At 71.1% G+C, this 20,292-nt stretch carries 22 protein-coding genes; 18 read left to right on the forward strand and 4 right to left on the reverse strand.

Translation table 11 applies throughout. The features are described from left to right. Window positions 1-44 precede the first annotated feature (44 nt). Together HNR30_RS06685 and HNR30_RS06690 are read left to right on the forward strand one after the other, a co-directional pair. On the forward strand, window positions 45-563 hold the full coding sequence (locus HNR30_RS06685; RefSeq protein WP_181608734.1) for a DoxX family protein: 519 nt from the start codon (window positions 45-47) through the stop codon (window positions 561-563). An 80-nt stretch (window positions 564-643) separates the two neighbouring features. Continuing rightward, window positions 644-1,261, forward strand: coding sequence for a GAF and ANTAR domain-containing protein (locus HNR30_RS06690; RefSeq protein ID WP_181608735.1), 618 nt, complete (start codon window positions 644-646; stop codon window positions 1,259-1,261). 11 nt (window positions 1,262-1,272) lie between these two features. On the opposite strand, the gene HNR30_RS06695 is transcribed toward HNR30_RS06690, so the two are convergent. Next, complete coding sequence (locus HNR30_RS06695; RefSeq protein ID WP_181608736.1) at window positions 1,273-1,992, reverse strand: GAF and ANTAR domain-containing protein; 720 nt, start codon at window positions 1,990-1,992, stop codon at window positions 1,273-1,275. Continuing rightward, window positions 1,989-2,711 carry a GAF and ANTAR domain-containing protein gene (locus HNR30_RS06700; RefSeq protein WP_181608737.1) on the reverse strand — a complete coding sequence of 241 codons (723 nt, stop codon included), beginning with the start codon at window positions 2,709-2,711 and terminating at the stop codon, window positions 1,989-1,991. The genes HNR30_RS06695 and HNR30_RS06700 overlap by 4 nt, the downstream gene beginning before the upstream one ends. A gap of 251 nt (window positions 2,712-2,962) precedes the next feature. Between HNR30_RS06700 and HNR30_RS06705 the strand changes: the two genes are divergently transcribed. From HNR30_RS06705 to HNR30_RS06725, 5 genes are all read left to right on the forward strand, one after another. Next, complete coding sequence (locus HNR30_RS06705; RefSeq protein ID WP_181608738.1) at window positions 2,963-3,523, forward strand: GAF domain-containing protein; 561 nt, start codon at window positions 2,963-2,965, stop codon at window positions 3,521-3,523. A gap of 120 nt (window positions 3,524-3,643) precedes the next feature. Next, complete coding sequence (gene ftsH / locus HNR30_RS06710; protein WP_181608739.1) at window positions 3,644-5,503, forward strand: ATP-dependent zinc metalloprotease FtsH; 1,860 nt, start codon at window positions 3,644-3,646, stop codon at window positions 5,501-5,503. Window position 5,504: 1 nt separating this feature from the next. After that, the gene (locus HNR30_RS06715; protein ID WP_181608740.1) at window positions 5,505-6,134 is read left to right on the forward strand and encodes a DedA family protein; all 630 of its coding nucleotides are present in this window, start codon (window positions 5,505-5,507) and stop codon (window positions 6,132-6,134) included. A gap of 4 nt (window positions 6,135-6,138) precedes the next feature. Beyond that, the gene (locus tag HNR30_RS06720) at window positions 6,139-6,699 is read left to right on the forward strand and encodes an Rv1733c family protein (protein WP_181608741.1); all 561 of its coding nucleotides are present in this window, start codon (window positions 6,139-6,141) and stop codon (window positions 6,697-6,699) included. Further along, the gene (locus HNR30_RS06725; RefSeq protein ID WP_181608742.1) at window positions 6,696-6,893 is read left to right on the forward strand and encodes a DUF1918 domain-containing protein; all 198 of its coding nucleotides are present in this window, start codon (window positions 6,696-6,698) and stop codon (window positions 6,891-6,893) included. The genes HNR30_RS06720 and HNR30_RS06725 overlap by 4 nt, the downstream gene beginning before the upstream one ends. A 46-nt stretch (window positions 6,894-6,939) precedes the next feature. Here HNR30_RS06725 and HNR30_RS06730 read toward each other — a convergent pair whose 3' ends face one another. Further along, window positions 6,940-7,314 carry a hypothetical protein gene (locus HNR30_RS06730; RefSeq protein ID WP_181608743.1) on the reverse strand — a complete coding sequence of 125 codons (375 nt, stop codon included), beginning with the start codon at window positions 7,312-7,314 and terminating at the stop codon, window positions 6,940-6,942. Window positions 7,315-7,446: 132 nt separating this feature from the next. On the opposite strand from HNR30_RS06730, the gene HNR30_RS06735 reads away from it, so the two are divergent. Then, window positions 7,447-7,791, forward strand: coding sequence for a spore germination protein GerW family protein (locus HNR30_RS06735; protein WP_181608744.1), 345 nt, complete (start codon window positions 7,447-7,449; stop codon window positions 7,789-7,791). Continuing rightward, window positions 7,788-7,997 (forward strand): PLDc N-terminal domain-containing protein, encoded by a 210-nt coding sequence (locus HNR30_RS06740; protein WP_181608745.1) that lies wholly within the window; start codon window positions 7,788-7,790, stop codon window positions 7,995-7,997. The genes HNR30_RS06735 and HNR30_RS06740 overlap by 4 nt, the downstream gene beginning before the upstream one ends. Here HNR30_RS06740 and HNR30_RS06745 read toward each other — a convergent pair. Continuing rightward, window positions 7,973-8,842, reverse strand: coding sequence for a universal stress protein (locus HNR30_RS06745; RefSeq protein ID WP_181608746.1), 870 nt, complete (start codon window positions 8,840-8,842; stop codon window positions 7,973-7,975). The genes HNR30_RS06740 and HNR30_RS06745 overlap by 25 nt on opposite strands. Before the next feature lie 108 nt (window positions 8,843-8,950). Here HNR30_RS06745 and HNR30_RS06750 point away from each other — a divergent pair, with 108 nt between their 5' ends. From HNR30_RS06750 to HNR30_RS06790, 9 genes are all read left to right on the forward strand, one after another. After that, a complete protein-coding gene (locus HNR30_RS06750) occupies window positions 8,951-9,835 on the forward strand; it encodes an ABC transporter ATP-binding protein (protein ID WP_181608747.1) in 885 nt (294 codons plus the stop codon). Next, on the forward strand, window positions 9,832-11,397 hold the full coding sequence (locus HNR30_RS06755; protein WP_181608748.1) for an ABC transporter permease: 1,566 nt from the start codon (window positions 9,832-9,834) through the stop codon (window positions 11,395-11,397). The genes HNR30_RS06750 and HNR30_RS06755 overlap by 4 nt, the downstream gene beginning before the upstream one ends. Further along, window positions 11,394-13,640, forward strand: a complete 2,247-nt coding sequence (locus HNR30_RS06760; RefSeq protein WP_181608749.1) for a heavy metal translocating P-type ATPase — start codon at window positions 11,394-11,396, stop codon at window positions 13,638-13,640. The genes HNR30_RS06755 and HNR30_RS06760 overlap by 4 nt, the downstream gene beginning before the upstream one ends. A gap of 64 nt (window positions 13,641-13,704) precedes the next feature. Next, window positions 13,705-15,054, forward strand: coding sequence for an amino acid permease (locus HNR30_RS06765; protein ID WP_181608750.1), 1,350 nt, complete (start codon window positions 13,705-13,707; stop codon window positions 15,052-15,054). Window positions 15,055-15,056: 2 nt separating this feature from the next. Continuing rightward, entirely contained in the window at window positions 15,057-15,908 is an 852-nt protein-coding gene (locus HNR30_RS06770) for an ornithine carbamoyltransferase (RefSeq protein WP_181608751.1), read from the forward strand. After that, complete coding sequence (locus HNR30_RS06775) at window positions 15,905-16,780, forward strand: amino acid kinase family protein (RefSeq protein WP_181608752.1); 876 nt, start codon at window positions 15,905-15,907, stop codon at window positions 16,778-16,780. Before HNR30_RS06770 ends, HNR30_RS06775 begins: the two co-directional genes overlap by 4 nt. Further along, window positions 16,780-17,673: an ABC transporter ATP-binding protein gene (locus tag HNR30_RS06780; protein ID WP_181608753.1), complete on the forward strand. Its 894-nt coding sequence runs from the start codon at window positions 16,780-16,782 to the stop codon at window positions 17,671-17,673. The genes HNR30_RS06775 and HNR30_RS06780 overlap by 1 nt, the downstream gene beginning before the upstream one ends. After that, window positions 17,670-19,199, forward strand: a complete 1,530-nt coding sequence (locus HNR30_RS06785; protein WP_181608754.1) for an ABC transporter permease — start codon at window positions 17,670-17,672, stop codon at window positions 19,197-19,199. Before HNR30_RS06780 ends, HNR30_RS06785 begins: the two co-directional genes overlap by 4 nt. Beyond that, window positions 19,192-20,289 (forward strand): Glu/Leu/Phe/Val family dehydrogenase, encoded by a 1,098-nt coding sequence (locus HNR30_RS06790; RefSeq protein ID WP_181608755.1) that lies wholly within the window; start codon window positions 19,192-19,194, stop codon window positions 20,287-20,289. The genes HNR30_RS06785 and HNR30_RS06790 overlap by 8 nt, the downstream gene beginning before the upstream one ends. Window positions 20,290-20,292: the final 3 nt, after the last annotated feature.

A 20,292-nucleotide genomic window follows, 5' to 3' on the forward strand; every position in this document is an offset into this window, starting at 1 on the left:
CGACGCCGGAAGCGGTGTGCTGGGAGGCGAGAGAGGAGAACATCATGACTACGATCCACCACAAGCCCGTCATGGACGCCGACCCGAGCGAGAACACCACCCGTCCCGTCGACTACGTCTGGGCCGCCGCCCGGATCAGCCTCGGCTGGATCTTCCTGTGGGCGTTCCTCGACAAGACCTTCGGCTGGGGTTTCGCCACTCCGGCCGAGCGCGCCTGGATCAACGGCGGCAGCCCGACGACCGGGTTCCTGAAGGGCACCGGCGAGAACGCCCTGGGCGGCTTCTTCTCGGGTCTGGCCGGGCAGGTCTGGGTGGACTGGCTGTTCATGGCCGGTCTGCTCGGTATCGGTGCGGCGCTGATTCTGGGTGTCGGCACCCGGGTGGCGGCCGCGGCCGGTGGCCTGCTGCTCGTGCTCATGTGGGCGGCCGAGCTGCCGCTGGCCAACAACCCGTTCATGGACGACCACATCGTCTACGCCATCGTCCTGGTCGGCCTGGCTCTGGCCAACGCCGGCGAGACGCTCGGGCTGGGCAAGTACGTGCGCCAGCCGTACCTCAAGTGAAGGAGAGGCGAGCGGGCGGGAACGCCGAGGATGAGGATTGGGCGCGGATCACCCGCGTTGCCGGGGCTGGATCCGCGACCTTGTCGCTGCGTCGCGCCCTGGCCGACTGCGTGGAGCTGGCCGGAGCCGACGGCGGTGGCCTGACCCTGGTCGGTCGCGGGGGCACCACGGTGCCCGTATGCGCCTCGGACGAGAGCAGCGACCGCTTGGGGGAGCTGCAGGCCGCGCTTGGCGAAGGGCCTGCCGTGGACGCTCTCGACAGCGGTGGTCCGGTGCTCGCGCCAGACCTCGCCTCGACGTGGGTCCGTGAACGATGGCCGCGGTTCACCGCCGAGGCCCTACGCCTCGGTCGCCGAGCAGCGTTCGGTCTGCCCATCCGGTCGGGGACGACGATCCTCGGAGTGCTTGACCTCTATCGGGAACAGCCTGGACCCATGGCGGAGCGAGCCTGCGCCGATGCCTCCACCTGTGCCGAGGCCGCGTTGGCGATCGTTGCGGGAGACGGGGGTCTGTCAGACCGCCATGCCGAGGTTCTCCAGGCCGCAGGCGTGATCTCGGTTCAGCTTGATGTCAACGTAGGAGAGGCCATGGCCCGCCTGCGCGCCTTCGCCTACCGTCGCGGGCGGTCACCGGCCGACGTCGCGAGGGATGTGCTGGAGCGGCGCCTACGCTTCACTCATCGCATGGACGACATCTGACGCGGTGTGCTTCAAGGAGAAGAGCGCCAGGCCTGTCCGCGGCTGTCGACGACCCGGGCGGCCAGGCTCTGGAGCGACTCGCCACTCGACTTCGCGCGTTCGTGCAGGAGCGAGAACGCGTCCGTCACCGGTAGATCAAGAAGCTCCGCCAGGACTCCCTTGGCCTGCTCGACCGCGATCCTCGCGTTCAGCGTCGCCTGGAGCTGGTCAGCGAGAAGCTGACGATTGCCGGCCGCGCGTTGTTGCATGACGCCGACCGTCGCCACGTCGGCGAGGGCTTGGGCGAGGGTCGCGTTGCTCGAGACCAGCCCGGTCGCCCGCTCGCTCAGCAGGTTCATCGTCCCGATGGTGTGGCCGTTCAGACGCATGGGTACGGCATGCGCGGCCGCGTAACCGGCGTCGAGCGCGGCCGGGGCGAAGTCAGGCCAGGACTCACGCTGACGGCCCAGGTCGCCGCAGAGGATCGGCTCGCCGCGGCTCAGGCACTCCGCGCCTGGGCCCTGCTCGGCCTGGAGCTGGAGCAGATCGAGCAACTCGGGCTGCTCGCTGGAGGTCGCCACCAGCCCCCGGACGCCGTCGTGACCGGCGAGCACCAGCCCGGCGGCGGAGACGTGCAGGAGATCGACGCACCGTTGGGCCACGGTGTGCAGCAGGTCCAGGACGTCGAATTCGATCACCAGCCGGTCGGCCAGCTCCACGAAGATCTGGGCAGCTCGCTCGTGCTGGGTCATCGCCCCTCCTCTCGCTGGAGATCGTCCCTGCCGTCGGCCGGGCCCAGCCGCAGGGTGCGGGCGAGTACGTCGCGCGCCACCTGGAGAAGCGGCCTGTCCGCGGCGTAGGCGTGGGCGCGCAACCGTGTCAGCGCCTCGTCGACCCCGATGCCCAGCTGCACGGAGACCATGCCTGCCGCCTGATGGACTTCCGCGCGGTTGTGGGTGAATCCGCGCTCGAACTCGTCCGACTCGAGGCTCGCCAGGGCGACCGCGAGTGCCGCGTCCGCGCACGCCAGCGCGTTGTCGAACTCCCTGTCCGAGAGTGCGCCGGCCTTCTTGCGATAGACGTCCAGCGCTCCGATACGGGCGCGGTCCGGGCCCAGGGGAAGGGCGAAGACCGCTCGCACGCCGTTCTCGAGGGCGGCGGAGGTGTAGCCCGGCCAGCGACCCGCGGCAGTGACGCTCGTCAGGTCGGGGACCAGGACGGGACCGCCCTTCCTGAGTGCATCGTGTCCTGGGCCTTCACCCAGTGCGTACTGCAGTTCCTCCAGACGCCGGCTGCTGGCGTCGGAAGAGAACAGCGGTTCCTTGTTTCCCGTGGTGCTGACGAGCATCACGCCGGCGCCGTCCACCTTGATCGTCGTCAGGCAGGCGTGGAAGACATGGCGCATGGAGACCCGCGCACGATCGTCTCGCGCGGCCCTGTGGACCGACGCCCACACCCGCTCCATGCTCATCCCGGCTCCGCAGTCCGATGTTCCTCGGGGCCAATCCAAGCACGAGTCAGGTCATGGCATCGCTATCCGCTGATCGCACGTGTGGATAGCATCGGGCCCAGACAGGAGCCATGCCCATGCCCCTTGACCGCAGAGCGCGGCTGCGCCGTGCCGTCATCGATCGCGCGCTGGCGGAGGGTACTCCGCTCTCTTTGCGTCACGTCGCTCTGACCTGCGCGGAGTCCATCTCCGACTCCGGAGTCGGAGTGTCCATGGCCGGCAGCTTCGGGCTCTTCGAGCTGCGCTATGCCAACGATCGTGCGACTCACCTTCTCGCGGATCTGGAGGCGGTGATCGGCGACGCACCAGGGCCGACGGTTCTGCGCGAGAGACGGCCTGTCCTGGTGCCGGACCTGTGCGCTGGTGATGCGCATGCCCGGTGGCCGGGCTTTGTGGAGCGGGCCGCGGAACTCGGCATCCGGTCGTTGTTCGCCTTCCCGATCGGGCAAGGCGGGACGCTGACGGGCGTGCTGGAGATCAACAGGACCCGCCCGGGTGCGCTGTCGGAGCCGGAGACCGAGGACGCGCTGTTGTTCGCCGAGGTCGCCCTGGTCGTGGCGGCCCCTGAAGCAGCACGGAAGGCTCGTGCCGGCCTGCGTGAGGTCACCTGGTCGGCCCTCGTCTACCAGGCCGGAGGCATGGTCAGCGTGCAGCTGGGCATTCCGGTGACAGAGGCCCTGGCTCGTCTGCGGGCCCATGCGTTCGCCTCCGGACGGACTCTGACGGAGGTCTCCGGAGACGTGGTGAACCGGAGGCTCCGCCTGCACGCCTGAGGCTCTCACGGCCTGCCCCGGTCGAGGCCGGCCAGACGCCGTGACGCGGTCTACCTTCTTCTGGGACGGACGGGTCCTTCGGCCCTGGCCGGCGCACCGAGGCGTTCCGAGACTGGCGCCATGACCATCAGACGGTTTCGCCTGCCGCCCGGCTCCCAGCCGCGACGGCAAGGCTGGGATCGCTGGCTGATACCGATCGCGATCGTCGCCGTCCTGGCCTGGTCGCTGGCGCCCCTGTTGCTGGTGGACGACGTGAGAATCCAGGCCGTCTCCTACACCGAGTTCGTCGCCGCCGTGGAGGCGGACCGGGTTTCGGCCGTGACCGTCGACGATCTCGGAGGCGTCACCGGAACCTGGAAGGACGGCGAACAGTTCTCGTCGCAGCTTCCCACCGCGCTTGACTCCAGCCTTCCCGAATCACTGCTGCGGAGCCACAACGTGGACATCAGCGCCACCAGAGCCACGGGATCCTTCCTGGACGTCCTGCCCGCGTTCCTTCCGCTCCTCCTGGTCGTCGGCGTTTTCTGGCTGCTCGGGCGCAGGGCTCAGAAATCGCTGGCGGGTGGGCTGGGCGGCTTCGGCCGTGCCAAGGCGAAGGTGATCGAAGCAGAACGACCGGCCACAAGATTCGCCGACGTCGCCGGCTACGAGGGCGTCAAACAGGAGATCTTCGAGATGGTCGACTTCCTGCGCGCCCCGGAGCGCTACTCGGCAGCTGGGGCCGAACCTCCCCGCGGCGTGATCATGGTGGGTCCGCCCGGCACAGGCAAGACGCTGATTGCCCGGGCGGTAGCCGGTGAGGCCCGCGTCCCGTTCCTGTCCGTGACAGGTTCGGCGTTCGTCGAGATGTTCGTCGGCGTGGGCGCCTCGCGCGTACGTGACCTGTTCGAGGACGCGAGAAAGCGTGCTCCCGCGATCGTCTTCATCGACGAGATCGACGCCATCGGCGGGCGTCGCGGCATCGCCGTCACCGGCGCCAACGACGAGCGCGAGCAGACCCTCAACCAACTGCTGGCGGAAATGGACGGCTTCGACCAGTCCAGCGGCATCGTGGTGCTCGCGGCCACCAACCGGCCCGAGACGCTCGACCCCGCTCTCTTGCGGCCCGGCCGGTTCGACCGGCAGGTCACCGTCCCCCTGCCGAACCAGGCCGAACGGGCAGCGATCCTGGCCGTGCACGCGGCGGGCAAGCATCTGGCCGCCGATGTCGACCTCTGCATGACCTCCCGGGGCACACCCGGCTTCTCCGGCGCCGACCTGGCCAACCTGCTCAACGAGGCGGCCATCCACGCGGTGCGCGACGGACGTACCACGATCGGCGTCGACGATCTGGACCTGGCCCGCGACCGGGTCCTGCTCGGCCGCCGGGAGAGTTCCAACGCGCTGTTGCCTCAGGAACGGCTGGCGGTGGCCGTCCACGAATCCGGGCACGCGCTGGTCGCCGCCCTCTGCGGACACGCGGACCCGGTGGCCAAGGTGACGATCCTGCCCGCCGGGCTGACCCTCGGGGCCACCGAGCAACTCCCGGAGGCCGAGCGGCACCTGTACAGCGAGAGTTACCTGGGCGACCTGCTGGCCGTACGGCTCGGCGGACGCGCCGCCGAGCTGGTGGTCTTCGGTGAGGGCTCGACGGGCGCAGCGAACGATCTGATGGGCGCGACATCGATCGCCACCCGCATGGTGCGCGACTTCGGCCTCTCGCCCCTGCTCGGCCCGGTCGGCTACTCCACTCAGAGTCCCCAGTTCCTGGGCGAGGACGGCCGGGAAGCGGCACGCAAGCCGTATTCGGACAAGACCCAGTGCCTGATCGATCAGGAGGTGGCGCGGATGCTGAGGGAGGCCGAGCAGCGAGCCGTGCATCTGCTGGAGCGGCATCGCCTCGCGCTCGACCGGCTCGCCGGACTCCTCCTGGAACGCGAGACCGTGGACGGCGACGTCGTCGGCGAGGTGCTGCGGGAGGAAGACGCGGCGGTGAGCTGACGTGCTCGACGTTCACGATCCCCTCCTGGGCGCGTTGCTGCTTCTCATCGCCCTCGCTGCCGAAGGGTCACTGCTCCTCGGGCTGCTGGTTCCGGGTGATCTCGCCATCCTGGCCGTGGGAGGCGCGCTGAACGGTCCCGCCGAGCTGGCGTTGGCGGGCGTCGCGGGCCTGGCCGGCTGCTACCTGGGCGCGAGCGGCGGCTACCTGCTGGGGCGAAGCTTCGGCCCCGGGATCCGGTACGGGAGAGCGGGCAGGTGGGTGGGTGATCGCCGGTGGAGACGAGCGGAGGCGCTTGTGGGCGAAGGCGTGGTGCTCTCCCTGGCCTACTTTCTTCCCGTGGTGCACGCGCTCACGCCGGTGCTGGCAGGTGCCCTCGGCGTGCCGTACAGGCGGTTCGTCCGGCGGGCCATGGCGGGTGCGATGGCCTGGGTCGGCCTCTACCTGCTCGTCGGCAACCTCGCCGGGAGCGCCGCCAGGGAGCACCACCAGCTGATCGTGCCGGTGGCCGCCGCCGTCGCCGTGATCGTGGCCGGGGTGGCCTGGCTGGTCGAGCGGATCGTGAAGGCCAAAAGTCCTTCGCGATCCGAGCCTTGCGACTCTGCACCTGCCGATCGCCACGTCGCACGGTAGAGCCATGAGGAGACTGATTCGTCTGTACCTGAAGCGCGACAACCCGTTACGCAGGCCGAGCGATCGGCTGGAGGCAATGGGGGTGTGGATGGTCGTGGCCCTGATCGTCCTGAGCCTGTGGCCCGCGACCTGGGTGGCAGGCCTGGTGGCCGGCCAGGAGCGCGCCGACCGCGGCCTCCGCCACCAGGCCGAGGCGACCTTGCTGCAGGACGCCGCCACGCTGGACCTGTCCTTCGGCGAGTTCACGCAGCAGGCGTCCGACGCGGAGGCGCGCTGGCTGTCGCCATCGGGTGAGGAACGCGGTGGCCGCATCCCGGTGCTCCCGACCGCCGTGGCCGGGACGACCACGACGGTCTGGATCGACGCCGGCGGGGAGCTCACCGCCGCGCCGCTGGACGAGCCCGCGGTCAGGCTGAAGGCCATCCACGCGGGGACCTTCGTCGTGGCGAGCGTGGCCGCGACGTTGTGCCTCGTCTTCCTGGGATTCAGATGGGCGCTGAACCGGCGGCGCTATGCCGACTGGGACGCCGCCTGGGAGCAGGCGGACACGAGGAGGACACCATGAAGGCAGCAGTCGGCGACAAACTGGTCGTCGAAGGCACCAAGGGTGGCAATCTGCGGCGGACGGGCCTGGTCATCGAGGTCGGCCACCTGGACGGATCGCCGCCCTACCGGGTCCGCTGGCTCGACGACGGCCGCGAGAGCCTGGTCTTCCCCGGCCCGGACGCACGCGTCGTCCCGGCAGGGCATGCGTCGTGATGCGGACGATCCTCGGTGGGCGGCCATGGCGCCACCACCCGGCCCGTCATCGCCGAGGGCGCCCTGTCCTCCGATGCGCGGAACCGCGGCGCGTCGTTCTGATCGTCCAGTAGACCGGAGCCAAGGCCGCCGTGGACAGGCCGCCGACGCCCAGGAGCCACACCATCGGAACGAGGTACGGGGTGTCGCCGAGCACCAGCAGCGTGCCGGCCAGGACGGCGGCCGTGGCGGACAACGAGCTGACGACGTAGCCCGCGACAGCCGCGCGATGGGCGTATGACAGCAGAACGAGCAGGCTGCCCGCGGCCAGAAGGGGGATCATCGCCCCGAAGGCGTCGGCGTCCCCACGCGTGATGACAGCGCAGCCCACCCACATCGCCGTCCAGACCACGGCGGCGCCGGCGCGACGAAAGGTCTCCATCCCCGATCCTCCACCCTTCGTGTCCGCGGCCAGTGTGCGCGCAGGACGGTGGCGCGTTCAGAGCCCTAGGCCCCCGGCGCCGAGGACCTTGTCCTCCTTTCGCGCCCACATCCTCAGCGGGAGTGTTGAGGCATGGACATCACGGAAATGATCGACAAAGCGCAGGACTCCGTCACCGTCGGCCGGGTGTTCGGCGAACCGAGCACGCGCAACGGGATGACCGTCATCCCGGTGGCCCGCATCGCGGGCGGCGGTGGCGGCGGCAGCGGCAAGCAGGAGGGCGAGCGCCCCGGTGAGGGATCGGGTGGCGGGTTCGGCCTGGGCGCCACACCCGCCGGCGTGTTCGTCGTCACCGACGACGAGGTCCGGTGGCTGCCCGCCATCGACTACACCAAGGTCATCATGGGCGCGCAGACCGTCGCGATCGTCGCCCTGCTCGTCATCGGGCGTTATCTGAAGAGGAGGGCACGGCGGTGAACAAGAAGTGGCACGAGCTGACGCCCGGGCAGCGAGGCGCGATCCTCGTGGCCGGGTCGATCGAGCTGACGCTCACGGCCATGGCGGCCAGAGACCTGTGGTCCAGGCCCGCCGAGCAGATCCGGGGCCGCAAAGGCCTGTGGTGGCTGGGGATCTTCGTCCAGCCCGTCGGGCCGGTGGCCTACCTGCTGGCGGGACGCCGGTGAGCTGAGACGACCGCCACCGGACACGAGGCGTGGTGGAGCACACCGTGGCTGACCGAGCCCAGAAGCGCCGACCCGATCGTCCCGCGACCGCGCGAGCCGACGACCACCAGGTCGGCATGGGCGGAGGCGTCGCACAGCGCGCCCACGGGGTGCCCATAGATCATCGACGCGGTGACGGGCACCCCGGGATGGGCCTCTCGCCATGGGCCGAGCATCTCGTGCAGCATCTTGCCCTCGGTCTCGGCGACCTGCTCGCCGTACAGCTGCAGCGCGAGCTCGTACTTCGACGGCGGCACGTACCAGGTGCGGATCACGCGCAGCGCGCACCCGCGGCGCTCGGCCATGGCGAAGGCATAGTCGAGGGCCGCACGCGAGGCCTCCGACATGTCGACGCCGACGACGATCTCGCGGTGCAGCAGCACGTGCGGGCCTCGCACGACGATGACCGGCACGTCGACGTGGCCGGCCAGCTTCACGCCGACCGAGCCCAGCACCAGTCCGGTGAACCCGCCCAGTCCCCGGCTGCCGACGACCAGCGCGGCCGCCCGGGTGGCCTCCTCGGACAGTGATGGTGCGACGTCGCCGTGAAGCAACTCCGTGGTGATCGCCAGGCCATCGTGCCGCGATCGCACCAGGGTCACGGCCTCGTCGAGCAGCGCGGCGCCCCACTCCGAGTATGCGGTTCCGTCTCGGACCACCGTGGCGGTCACGCCTTGCAGCAGAGGTTCGGCGACGTGGACGAGGCGCAGCGGCCGTCCGCTGAGGGCGGCGTCGTCCGCGGCCCACAGCGCGGCGGACATCGCCGAGCGGGAGCCGTCCACGCACGCGACGATCGGTTCGGTCATGGTGGCGATGTTCTCGCCGGCCAAGAGACGTCGAGTAGGGCCGAAGGTCCTCTGAGCAGGGACCTTCGGCCCTCCAGACGCGCCGCGACGGTCCGTAGCTTGCGTGGTATGGCTACCGCAATCTCCGTCTCCGGCCTGGTCAAGTCCTTCGGCCGGACGCGCGCGCTCGACGGCCTGGACCTGGACGTCGCCAGGGGCGAGGTGCACGGTTTCCTCGGGCCCAACGGCGCGGGCAAGACCACGACGCTGCGTATTCTGCTCGGCCTGCTCAGAGCCCAGGCGGGCACGGTCGGCGTGCTGGGCGGTGACCCCTGGCGCGATGCCGCGGAACTGCACCGGCGAATCGCCTATGTGCCGGGCGACGTCACCCTCTGGCCGAACCTCACCGGAGGCGAGATCATCGATCTGCTCGGCAGACTCCGAGGCCGGGCCGACGCCGGGCGGCGCGCGGCGCTCGTGGAGCGTTTCGAACTCGACCCGACGAAGAAGGCCCGCGCGTACTCCACCGGGAACCGGCAGAAGGTCGCCCTCATCGCCGCACTCGCCTCCGACGCCGAGCTCCTCCTGCTCGACGAGCCCACGCTCGGCATGGACCCGCTCATGGAGTCCACCTTCCGCGACTGCCTGGCCGAGGAGCGCAGGGCGGGCCGTACCGTCCTGCTCTCCAGCCACATCCTGGCCGAGGTCGAGGCGGTCTGCGACCGGGTGACGATCATCCGGGCGGGCCGGACCGTCGAGACCGGGACCCTGTCGGACCTGCGCCACCTGACCCGCACCTCCGTCAAGGCCGAGCTGGTCATCCCGATCGACCTGGCGGGCCTGCCCGGTGTTCACGACCTTCGTGCCGAGGGCACGACCGTGAGCCTTCAGATCGACGCCGCACACCTGGACGATCTGCTCAAGCAGTTCGCCGCGGCCGGCGTGCGCAGCCTCAGCAGCCACCCGCCCACCCTGGAGGAGCTGTTCCTGCGTCACTACGGAGAGCGGAGATGAACGCGACACTCCAGCTCGTCCGGCTGGCGCTGCGCCGTGACCGGCTTCTGCTACCCGCCTGGATCCTCACATTCGTCGTCATGGCGGCCGGTTCCGCCGCCGCCACGGTGCCGCTCTTCCCGACCGAGTCCTCGCGGATCCTGGCGGCCAACGGTATGAACGCCATGCCGTCGCTCGTGGCGTTGTACGGCAAGATCTACGATCCGACGTCCGTCGGCGCCCTGGCGATCATCAAGATGGGCGGCCTGGGCGCCGCACTCGTAGCTGTTTTCGCGATCGTCGTGATGGTCCGTCACACCCGCGCCGACGAGCAGGCGGGACGGCTCGAACTGGTCGGCGCGACGCCGGTCGGCCGCCACGCGCCGCTGGCGGCCGCTGTGCTGGTCGCGCTGGGCGCCAACGTGGTGCTGGCGGTGCTGACCGCCTCCGGGCTGATCGCCGCCGGACTGCCGGTGGAGGGGTCGATCGTCTTCGGCCTGGCCTGGGCGAGCGTCGGGCTGGCCTTCTCCGGGATCGCCGCGGTCGTCTCCCAGCTGACCAGAAGCGCTCGCGCGGCTGTCGGGCTGTCGTCCATGGTGCTCGGCGTCGTCTACGTCCTCCGGGCGATCGCGGACGCCGCCCAGCCCGAGTGGCTCACCTGGCTCTCGCCGATCGGCTGGGGCCAGCAGTTCCGCCCGTACGCGGGCAACCGGTGGTGGGTCCTGCTCATCACCGTCGGCTTCGCCGCGGCGGCGGCCGCCCTGGCCCATGCGCTGGCCGTACGGCGTGACCTGGGAGCGGGCCTGCTGGCCGACCGCGAGGGACCGGCCACGGCGGCCCCGTCTCTGCGCAGCCCGCTCGCCCTGGCCTGGAGGCTCCAGCGCGGCCCGCTACTGGCCTGGGCCGCGTCCTTCCTGCTCCTGGGCCTGGTCTTCGGCAACATCTCGTCCACCGTGGGCGAGTTCTTCGACGCCCAGGGCGCGCGGGAACTCATCACGGCGCTGGGCGGTACGTCGAGGCTCACCGACGCCTTCCTCTCTTTCGAACTGAGCATGACCGGCGTGATCGCCTCCGTGTACGGCGTGCAGGCCGCGATGCGCCTGCGGGGCGAGGAGAACGAGCTCCTGCTGGCCGCTCCGGTGGGGCGGGCCCGGTACGCGCTCAGCCACCTGACGATCGCCGTTCTCGGCTGCGCCCTGCTGATGGCGCTGATGGGACTCGGCGCGGGCATCGCCCACGGCGCACAGATCGGCGATCCCGGCCAGACCTGGCGGCTGCTGGGGGCGGCGCTGGTACAGCTCCCAGCTGCTTGGGTGCTCGTGGGCATCACCACCGTGGTCTTCGGCGCGGCTCCCCGCGTGCTGGCAGGCGTCTGGGCGGTGCTCCTGGCCTTCGTCCTGCTCGGTGAGCTCGGCCCGCTCCTGAAGCTCGACCCCTGGGTCATGGATCTGTCGCCGTTCGCACACACGCCGAAGCTCCCCGGCGCCGCCATGGAGGTAGCGCCACCGGTCGTCCTGACCGGCATCGCCCTGATGGCCGTCCTCGCGGGTGTGACGGCCTTCAGGAGACGTGATCTCGGATGAGGTGGTTCCTCGCCGCATTGACCCTCGCACTGGTGGCGGGCGGGCTGCTCCACCTGCTGGGCTCGGCGCAGGCGGGAGACCTGGCCTGGGCGGCCGCGACCTCGCTGGCGATCGCTCCCGCGATCTGGTGGGTGGTCAGCGCGCTGCGGCAGCGCAGGCTCGGCGTCGACGCGATCGCCGTGCTCGCCCTCGCGGGCACGCTCGTGGTCGGCGAGTACCTCGCGGGCGCCCTGATCGCGATCATGCTGGCCGGTGGCAGGGTGCTGGAGGACTACGCCTCCCGGCGGGCCAAGCGTGACCTGGTCGCGCTCCAGGAACGAGCACCCCGTACCGCCCGCCGCTACACCGGCGGCGTGCCGTACGAGATCGAGGCCGCGCAGGTCCGTCCTGGGGATCTCCTGCTGGTGGCGAGCGGCGAGATGGTCCCCGCGGACGGAGTCGTCGTGGAGGGGACCGCGCTGCTGGATGAGTCGGCCCTGACGGGCGAGTCGCTTCCCGCCGAGCGCACCAGGGTGCGCAGCGGCGTGGTCAACGCCGGGCCCGCCTTCGACATGCGGGCCGCCGTCAGCGCCGAGGACAGCTCGTACGCCGGTGTCGTGCGGCTCGCCCGCGAGGCTGAGACGGCCAGCGCACCGGTCGTACGGCTCGCCGACCGCTTCGCCGCCTGGTTTCTGCCCGCCACCCTCCTGGTGGCCGGCGCCGCGGGTCTGTCGAGCGGTGAGCTGGTGCGCGCGGTCGCCGTCCTGGTCGTGGCCACTCCGTGCCCGCTGCTGCTGGCCGCTCCGGCGGCGATCGCCTCGGGACTGTCGCGGGCCGCCCGGCTCGGGGTGGTGATCAAGGGCGGTGCCGCTCTGGAGACCCTGGGGCGCGCACGCACGCTGGTGCTCGACAAGACCGGTACCCTCACCGCCGGCAGGCCGCAGGTCGTGGATGTCGTGCCCGCCCCGGGCCATGACGCGGATGAGATCCTGCGCCTTGCCGCGGCGGTGGATCAGCAGTCCTCGCACGTCCTGGCAGCGGCCATCGTCCGTGCCGCCCGCGAGCGCGGTCTGACGCTTCCGGTCCCCGCGGGAATGCGGGAGGAACCGGGACGCGGGACCAGCGCGCGGGTCGCGGACCACGACGTCCAGGTGGGCAAGGCGGCGGGCGACTCTCCCTGGATGTCCCAGCAGCGTTCCAGAGCGGCCCTGGACGGCGCGATGACCGTATGGGTTCGTGTTGACGGCTCGGTCGCAGGAGTGATCCTGCTTCGCGACAACGTCAGAACGGACGCCGCCCGCACACTCCTGCGGTTGCGTACGGCCGGCATCGGGCGCGTGGTGATGCTCACCGGAGACCGGAAAGAGGTCGCCGAGGGCGTCGCGGCCGTACTCGGCATCGACCGGGTGCTGGCCGAGCAGACACCGGCCGCCAAGGTCGAGGGCGTCCAGGCCGAGGCCCGGCATGCGGTGACCGTGATGGCGGGAGACGGAATCAACGACGCTCCGGCTTTGGCCGCCGCGGACGTCGGTGTGGCGATGGGAGCCCGAGGCTCCGCCGCCTCCACCCAGGCGGCGGACGTGGTGCTCACCGGCGACCGGCTCGACCGGCTCGCCGACGCCATGGACGTCGCCCGCCGCTCGCGCCGCATCGCGATCCAGAGCGCGGCCGTCGGCATCGGCCTGTCTCTCGTCGCCATGGTGGTGGCCGCCCTGGGCCTGCTGCCACCGGCTGCGGGCGCGCTGTTGCAGGAAGCGATCGACGTGCTGGTCATCGTCAACGCCCTGCGCGCGTTGCGCTCGGGGCCGCGGGCCGTGCCCGATCCCGAGACGGAGGCCCTGCTGCGCCGCTTCGCCGACGAGCACGTGAGGCTCCGGCCGCCGCTCGACCTCGTCCGCCACGTCGCGGACGGCGTCGGCACCGAACCGCCCGCACGGACGCTGGACGGGATACGCCGTGTGCACACCTTCCTCCGCGACGAGTTGCTTCCCCACGAGCAGGCGGAGGAACGCCGCCTGCTCCCTGCCATGGGCGGCCCGGAGGCGACCATGACGATGAGCCGGGCTCACGCCGAGATCGACCGGCTCGTCCGCAGGCTGGGCCACCACGTGGAGCTCGCCGGGCCGGACGGCCCCGGGCCTGACCAGCTCGACGACCTGCGCGCCTGCCTGTACGGCCTGCACGCCGTGCTGACCCTGCACTTCGCCCAGGAGGAAGAGGCCTACTTCTCGCTGAGACAGGCCCAAGGTCCCCCGGACCGGTGACCTTCGCCCGGAGGCCTGGCCGCCCGCGCCAGGTCTGCTTGAGGTGACATCAAGGAGGACTGCCATGTCCGTCACCGCCTTACCTCAGCGGCGCAAGCTGGGATCATGGATGGCGACCGCGCTGGTCGTCGGCAACATGATCGGCTCGGGCGTGTTCCTGCTGCCCGCCTCCCTGGCCGCCTTCGGCAGCGCCAGCCTCCTGGCCTGGGCGCTGACCGCCACCGGCGCGCTCCTGCTGGCACTCGTCTTCGCCAGGCTCGGCCGCGCCTACCCCAGGACGGGCGGGCCCTACGCCTACGCGCGCCGGGCCTTCGGCGACTTCGTGGGATTCCAGACCGCCTGGGGTTACTGGATCGCCGTCTGGGCCGGAAACGCCGCCATCGCGGTGGCCTTCGTCAGCTACCTGGGATACTTCTGGCCCGCCGTCGCCGAGACGGCGCTCCTGGCCGCGGGCGTCGCGCTGGCCGCCATCTGGACGCTGACCGCCGTCAACGTGCGCGGCGTACGGCAGGGCGGCTGGGTCCAGGTCGTTACCACGATCGCCAAGCTGCTCCCGCTGGTGGCCCTGGCCGTCGCGGCGCCGTTCTTCGTCGACGGCGGCGACTTCACACCCTTCAACCCCAGCGACCAGAGCACCTTCGGCGCGGTGAGCGCCGCGGCGGCCCTGACGTTGTGGGCTTTCATCGGCATCGAATCCGCCACCGTTCCCGCTGAGGACGTGCGCGACCCCGAGCGGACCATCCCGCGCGCCACGATCGTCGGCACCGTCGTCACCGCCGCCGTCTACATCCTGGGCACCGTCGCGGTCTTCGCCGCCGTGCCAAGACAACTCCTGGTGGAGTCCACCGCGCCCTTCGCCGACGCCGCGGCCGCCATGTTCGGAGACTGGGCCGGCACCACGGTGGCGATCGGGGCGATCATCAGCGCCTTCGGCGCTCTCAACGGATGGATCCTGCTGCAGGGCCAGGTGCCTCTCGCCGCCGCCCGCGACGGGCTGTTCCCCGCGGTCTTCGCCAAGCTCACCCGCTGGGGCACGCCCGCCGTCGGCCTGATCGTCTCCAGCGTCCTGGTCACCGGGCTGATGCTCATGAACTACAACGCCGGGCTCGTCGAGCAGTTCAACTTCGTGATCCTGCTGGCCACTCTCACCACGCTCATCCCGTACGCGTACTCGGCCATGGCCCAGCTGATGCTGGCCCTGACCGACCGCGAACGTTTCGCCGGGCGGCGCCTGGCCGTCGACGCCACGATCGCGGTGCTGGCCTTCGGCTACTCGCTGTGGACCATCGCGGGTTCCGGCTACGAGGTCGTGTACAAGGGCTTCCTCCTGCTGCTCGCAGGAGTGCCCGTCTACGTCTGGCTCAAGCGCCGCGAGGAGCGCCAGAACACCCACGTCGTGGAGAAGGCGGCCTGACCATGCGACACCTGCTGCGCATCTCCCACCTCCACCCGTGGGACCTGGAATACCTGCTGGAGCGGGCCGAGCACCTCAAGCGGCACCCCTACGCCTCACGCCAGGTGCTCAAGGCCCGCACCGCCTTGCTGTACTTCGCCAAGCCCTCCACACGCACCCGCCTGTCCACCGAGACGGCCGTCGTGCGCCTCGGCGGCGTGCCGCTGACCGTCGGCCCTGACGAGCTGCAGCTGGGGCGGGGTGAGACGATCGCCGACACCGCCAAGGTCGTGGGCTCCTACGCCGCGGCCGCCGTCATCCGCACCTACCGGGACGCCGACGTCGAGCAGTTCGCGCTGCACTCCGGCATCCCCGTGGTCAACGCCCTGACCGACGGCCACCACCCGCTCCAGGCGATCACGGACCTGATGACCATCCGGGAGTACTTCGGCGAGCTGTCCGGACGCAAACTGGCCTACGTCGGTGCGAGGAACAACGTCTCGACCAGCCTGGGCGAGGCCGCCGCGCTCGCGGGCATGGCCATGTCGACGGCCGGTCCGGGGATGGGCGACGATCCGTTCGACGCCGTGAAGGACGCCGACGTCGTCTACACCGACGTCTGGACCTCCATGGGAGATCCGGAGGCTCGGCGAGCGGAACGACACGCCATCCTCGAACCGTTCCGGGTCACCCCGGAGCTGATGGCCGCGGCACACCCCCACGCGATCTTCATGCACTGCCTGCCCGCCCACCGCGGTGAGGAGGTCGCCGCGGAGGTGATCGACGGTCCCGCCTCAGCCGTCTTCCGGCAGGCGGCCAACCGGCTTCCGGTCGCGCAGGCCGTCCTGGAGACCGTGCTCGGCGGTGCGTCATGAGGGTCGTCGTGGCCATCGGCGGGAACGCACTGCTGCGCCGAGGGGAACGGGCCGACGCCGCCACGCAACTGCGCAACGTCGGAGCCGTCACCTGCGACCTGGCCGCGGTGGCCGCCGAGCACGAACTGCTGATCGTCCATGGCAACGGCCCGCAGGTGGGACTGCTGGCCGAGGAGAGCGAGCGCGACCCCACTTTGGAGCGCGGCTACCCGCTGGACACCCTCGTGGCGGAGACCCAGGGCATGATCGGCTACTGGCTGGCCCAGGGGATCGGCAGGGCGTCGGACAGGCCGGTGGCGGCCGTGGTCACGCAGGTGGTCGTCGACGCCGACGACCCGGCCTTCACATGCCCGAGCAAGCCCGTCGGCCCCTACTACCCGGAGCCGGGTGACGAGGGAGCCTTCAAGAAGGACAGGTACGGCTGGCGGCGCATCGTGGCCTCGCCCACTCCGGTGCGCGTCGTCGAGCTGCCGGTGATCGCCCGGCTCCTGGAGTCGGGCTGCACGGTGATCGCGGGCGGCGGAGGCGGAGTTCCTGTCCTGCCCGACCTGACCGGTGTGGCGGCCGTCGTGGACAAGGACCTCGTCGCCGCGCTGCTCGCCGAGCGGCTCGGCGCCGGCCTGCTGGTCATCCTGACCGACGTGCCCGCGGTCATGCAGGACCACGGCACCCCGTACGAGCGTCCCATCGGGACGGTCACCCCGAATGACCTGGATCCCCGCGACTTCGCACCCGGATCCATGCGGCCCAAGATCGAGGCCGCCCGCCGCTTCGTGACCGCGACGGGCCGGGCCACGCTGATCGGCCACCTGAACGACATGGCACTCGTCCTCAAGGGCGAGGCCGGTACCCGTATCCAGAAGGAGCAGTGATGTCCGCGGTGACGGTGGAAGGGCTGCGCAAGCACTACGGCCCGGTGCGCGCGGTCGACGGGGTGAGCTTCACGATCGAGCCGGGAGAGGTGTTCGCGCTGCTCGGCCCCAACGGCGCGGGCAAGACGACGGCGGTGGAGATCCTGGAGGGCCACCGCATCCGCGACGGCGGCACGGTGTCGGTGCTCGGCTTCGACCCGGCGACCGGAGGCCGGGCCTACCGCGAGCGCATCGGCATCGTGCTGCAGGAAGCGGGGTTCGAGGAGGAGTTCTCCGTCGTCGAGCTGGTCCGGCTCTACGCGGGCTTCTATCCCAGGCCGCGCCTGCCCGACGAGGTGATCGAGCAGGTGGGGCTGAAGGACAAGCGCGACGCCCGGGTGCGGACCCTGTCCGGAGGCCAGCGCCGGCGCCTGGACCTCGCGCTCGGCCTGGTCGGGCGGCCCGAGCTGTTGTTCCTGGACGAGCCGACCACGGGCTTCGACCCGTCGGCCAGGCACCGGGCCTGGGAGCTGATCGACGGCCTGCGCGACTCGGGCACCACGATCCTGCTCACCACCCATTACATGGACGAGGCCCAGCAACTCGCCGACCGGGTCGCGGTGCTGCGCGAAGGGCACCTGGTCGCGATCGGCTCGCCGGACTCACTGGGCCAGGCCGAGCGCGTCAGCGTGGTCTCCTTCCGGCTGCCGGACGGCACGGCCCTGGCGGACCTGCCGTCGCTGACGGGCCGCGTCGAGGCGGACGGCTCCGCCGTGTCCGTCCACACCAGGCAGCCTGCCAGGGACCTGCACACCCTCACCGGCTGGGCCCTGGAACGAGGGACGGAGCTGGCGAACCTCACAGCGACGCGGCCGACCCTGGAGGAGGTCTACCTGGAGCTGGTGGAGTCATGATCACGCGACTTGTCCGGCACGAGGTGCTCTCGTTCTTCCGCACCCCCCTCGCGGCGATCTTCACGGTGGCGATGCCGGTGCTGATGATGGTGATCGTCGGCGCCGCGGTCGGCAACCAGACCGTCGACCCGGCCACCGGCGTGCGGGTCATGCAGTTCGTCGTCCCGGTGATGACCGTGTTCGGCGTCGCCCAGGGATGCTTCGGCGCGCTGACGCTCCACCTGGCCGATCTACGCGACCGGGGCTGGCTCAAGCGCCTGCGCGGCACCCCGGTGCCCGCCTGGGCGGTGCTCGCCGGCCTGGCGGGCTCGGTGCTGGTGATCTCGGTGATCACCGTCGTGCTGCTGCTGGGCGTGGGACTGGTCTTCTACGACCTGCAGATCGTCTGGCGTACCCTACCCGCCCTTCTGGTGACCCTCCTGCTCGGTGCCCTGACCTTCACCGCGCTGGGCTTCGGCGTGGTCGCGCTGGTCCGCAGCTCCGCGGCGGTCCAGCTCCTGGGCACCGGCTTGCTGCTGGCCCTGGCGTTCATCTCCGACGTCATCCTGGTGGGCGGGAAGCTGCCGGCCTGGCTGGACACCGTCGGATGGATCTTCCCCCTGCGCCACATGGCCAACGCGGTACGGGACTGCTTCAACCCGTACCTGACGGGCGCGGGCTGGTCCGCCGACCACCTCGCCGTGCTCGCCGCATGGGGGGCAGGCGGGGCCGCAGTGGCGTTGTGGCGCTTCCGCTGGGAGCGCCGACCCGGCAGGCAAGCCGCGGTCCGGGTTTCCCGCCGGCGCGGAGTGGGCCGGTCCGTCCTGCTCGACCAGACGGCGCACGCGCTCACCGGACTGCGCCGCGAGCCGGCGACGGTGTTCTTCACGGTCGCGCTGCCGGTGCTGCTGTTCGCGCTCGTCTCCCTCATCTTCCAGGGTGCCATCGTGAACGGCGTCGACCTGCCGGTGTTCATGCTCGCCGCGATGATCACCTACACCGTGGGCGCGGCCTGCTACCTGAACCTGGCCGAGGCGCTGGCGGGTGACCGCGAGAAAGGGGTGCGCAAGCGGCTGGCCGGCACCCCGTTGCCGCGCTGGGCCTACTACGGCGGGCGGCTGGCGGGCGCGTTGCTGGTCACCGCCGCCACCGCCGTCGTCCTGGGCGTGGTCGCCGGTCTCGGGTACGGCGTGACGGTCACGTTCGGAGCGCTCCCCGGCCTGACGGCGGCGATCGCCATCGGCGCCGCCTGCTTCGCCTCGCTGGGTGTCCTGGTGGGCGAGCTCGCCTCCAAGCAGCAGGTCGCCAACGCCGTGGCCCTGGGTACCTTCCTGCCGCTCGCCTTCGTCTCGGACGTGTTCGTCATCGGCGGGCCGTTGCCCGGTGTCCTGCAGTCCGTCGGGGACGTCTTCCCGATCAAGCACGTCTCGCACGCCCTGCTGTCCGCCTTGACCGGCGGGCCTTGGCCGTGGGCGGATCTCGCCGTGGTGGCCGCCTGGACGGCGGTCGCCGTGATCGTTCTTCGATGGAGGAGGAGTCATGCATGAGTGGCACGCCGACGAGCTCGGACCGGCCGAGGTCGTGCACCTGCGGCCGATGCCGGGGATGGAGGCGGTGGTGGTCGTGGACAACCTCGCTCTCGGCCCGGCCATCGGCGGCGTACGGCTGACGCCCACGGTGAGCACCGTGGAGGTGGCACGTCTGGCCAGGGCTATGACCCTGAAGAACGCCGCCGCCGGGCTCCCGCACGGCGGCGGCAAGGCGGGCATCAGGCGCACGGCCGACCTCGACGGGATCTCGCGCGAACGCCTGATGCGGGCCTTCGCCAGGGCCATCGCCCACCTCACGGACTACATCCCCGGGCCCGACATGGGAACCGACGAGTCATGCATGGCGATCGTCCACGACGAGATCGGCCGGGCGGTCGGCCTGCCGTCGGCCCTGGGCGGGATCCCCCTGGACGAGGTGGGCGCCACCGGATACGGCCTGGCCTGCTGCGCGGACGCCCTGGCGCTGAAGGGGCTGCTCGTGCTGGAGGGGGCCGACGTCGTCATCGAGGGGTTCGGCGCGGTGGGCACGCATGCCGCCCTCGCCCTCGCCGAGCGCGGCGCCCGGGTGATCGGGGTGTCCGACAGCAGGGGAGCGGTCTTCAACGAGCAGGGGCTGGACGTGCCGAAGCTCGTCGCCTTCAAGCGGCAGGGCGATCAGGTGGCCGCCTTCCCCGGAGGCGTCCCGCGAACCGCGCACACGGTCGGCGAGCTCGACTGCGACATCCTCGTCCCCGCCGCCCAGGCCGACGTCTTCGATCGCCGCAACGCGGCACGGGTGAACGCCAGAGTGATCCTCCAGGGCGCCAACCTGCCCGCCACCGCGGACGCGGAACGGATCTTCCACGGGCGGGGGGTGCTGTCGATCCCCGACATCATCGCCAACGCCGGGGGCGTGATCTGCGCGGCCGTCGAGCACGCGGGCGGGAGCCGTACCCAGGCGTTCGCCGCCATCGCGGAGAAGATCGGCGACAACGTGGCAGAACTGCTGGATCGCACGTCGCGCGAGAACTGCCTGCCGCGCCAGGCGGCTCAGACGATGGCGCTGGCCCGTATCCGAGCGGCGAGCGGCTACCGCCGTTCCTTCTGACGG

Source organism: Nonomuraea soli (genome assembly GCF_013761175.1).
GTDB lineage: Bacteria > Actinomycetota > Actinomycetes > Streptosporangiales > Streptosporangiaceae > Nonomuraea > Nonomuraea soli.

Bases quoted from the DNA above. Each gene is read 5' to 3' on its own strand.
- HNR30_RS06755 (WP_181608748.1), top strand. From the start codon at position 9,832: ATGAACGCGACACTCCAGCTCGTCCGGCTGGCGCTGCGCCGTGACCGG.
- HNR30_RS06785 (WP_181608754.1), top strand. From the start codon at position 17,670: ATGATCACGCGACTTGTCCGGCACGAGGTGCTCTCGTTCTTCCGCACC.
- HNR30_RS06685 (WP_181608734.1), top strand. From the start codon at position 45: ATGACTACGATCCACCACAAGCCCGTCATGGACGCCGACCCGAGCGAG.
- HNR30_RS06750 (WP_181608747.1), top strand. From the start codon at position 8,951: ATGGCTACCGCAATCTCCGTCTCCGGCCTGGTCAAGTCCTTCGGCCGG.
- HNR30_RS06770 (WP_181608751.1), top strand. From the start codon at position 15,057: ATGCGACACCTGCTGCGCATCTCCCACCTCCACCCGTGGGACCTGGAA.
- HNR30_RS06780 (WP_181608753.1), top strand. From the start codon at position 16,780: ATGTCCGCGGTGACGGTGGAAGGGCTGCGCAAGCACTACGGCCCGGTG.
- HNR30_RS06790 (WP_181608755.1), top strand. From the start codon at position 19,192: ATGCATGAGTGGCACGCCGACGAGCTCGGACCGGCCGAGGTCGTGCAC.
- HNR30_RS06775 (WP_181608752.1), top strand. From the start codon at position 15,905: ATGAGGGTCGTCGTGGCCATCGGCGGGAACGCACTGCTGCGCCGAGGG.
- HNR30_RS06725 (WP_181608742.1), top strand. From the start codon at position 6,696: ATGAAGGCAGCAGTCGGCGACAAACTGGTCGTCGAAGGCACCAAGGGT.
- ftsH (WP_181608739.1), top strand. From the start codon at position 3,644: ATGACCATCAGACGGTTTCGCCTGCCGCCCGGCTCCCAGCCGCGACGG.
- HNR30_RS06765 (WP_181608750.1), top strand. From the start codon at position 13,705: ATGTCCGTCACCGCCTTACCTCAGCGGCGCAAGCTGGGATCATGGATG.
- HNR30_RS06760 (WP_181608749.1), top strand. From the start codon at position 11,394: ATGAGGTGGTTCCTCGCCGCATTGACCCTCGCACTGGTGGCGGGCGGG.
- HNR30_RS06730 (WP_181608743.1), bottom strand. From the start codon at position 7,314: ATGGAGACCTTTCGTCGCGCCGGCGCCGCCGTGGTCTGGACGGCGATG.
- HNR30_RS06745 (WP_181608746.1), bottom strand. From the start codon at position 8,842: ATGACCGAACCGATCGTCGCGTGCGTGGACGGCTCCCGCTCGGCGATG.
- HNR30_RS06700 (WP_181608737.1), bottom strand. From the start codon at position 2,711: ATGAGCATGGAGCGGGTGTGGGCGTCGGTCCACAGGGCCGCGCGAGAC.
- HNR30_RS06735 (WP_181608744.1), top strand. From the start codon at position 7,447: ATGGACATCACGGAAATGATCGACAAAGCGCAGGACTCCGTCACCGTC.
- HNR30_RS06720 (WP_181608741.1), top strand. From the start codon at position 6,139: ATGAGGAGACTGATTCGTCTGTACCTGAAGCGCGACAACCCGTTACGC.
- HNR30_RS06705 (WP_181608738.1), top strand. From the start codon at position 2,963: ATGGCCGGCAGCTTCGGGCTCTTCGAGCTGCGCTATGCCAACGATCGT.
- HNR30_RS06695 (WP_181608736.1), bottom strand. From the start codon at position 1,992: ATGACCCAGCACGAGCGAGCTGCCCAGATCTTCGTGGAGCTGGCCGAC.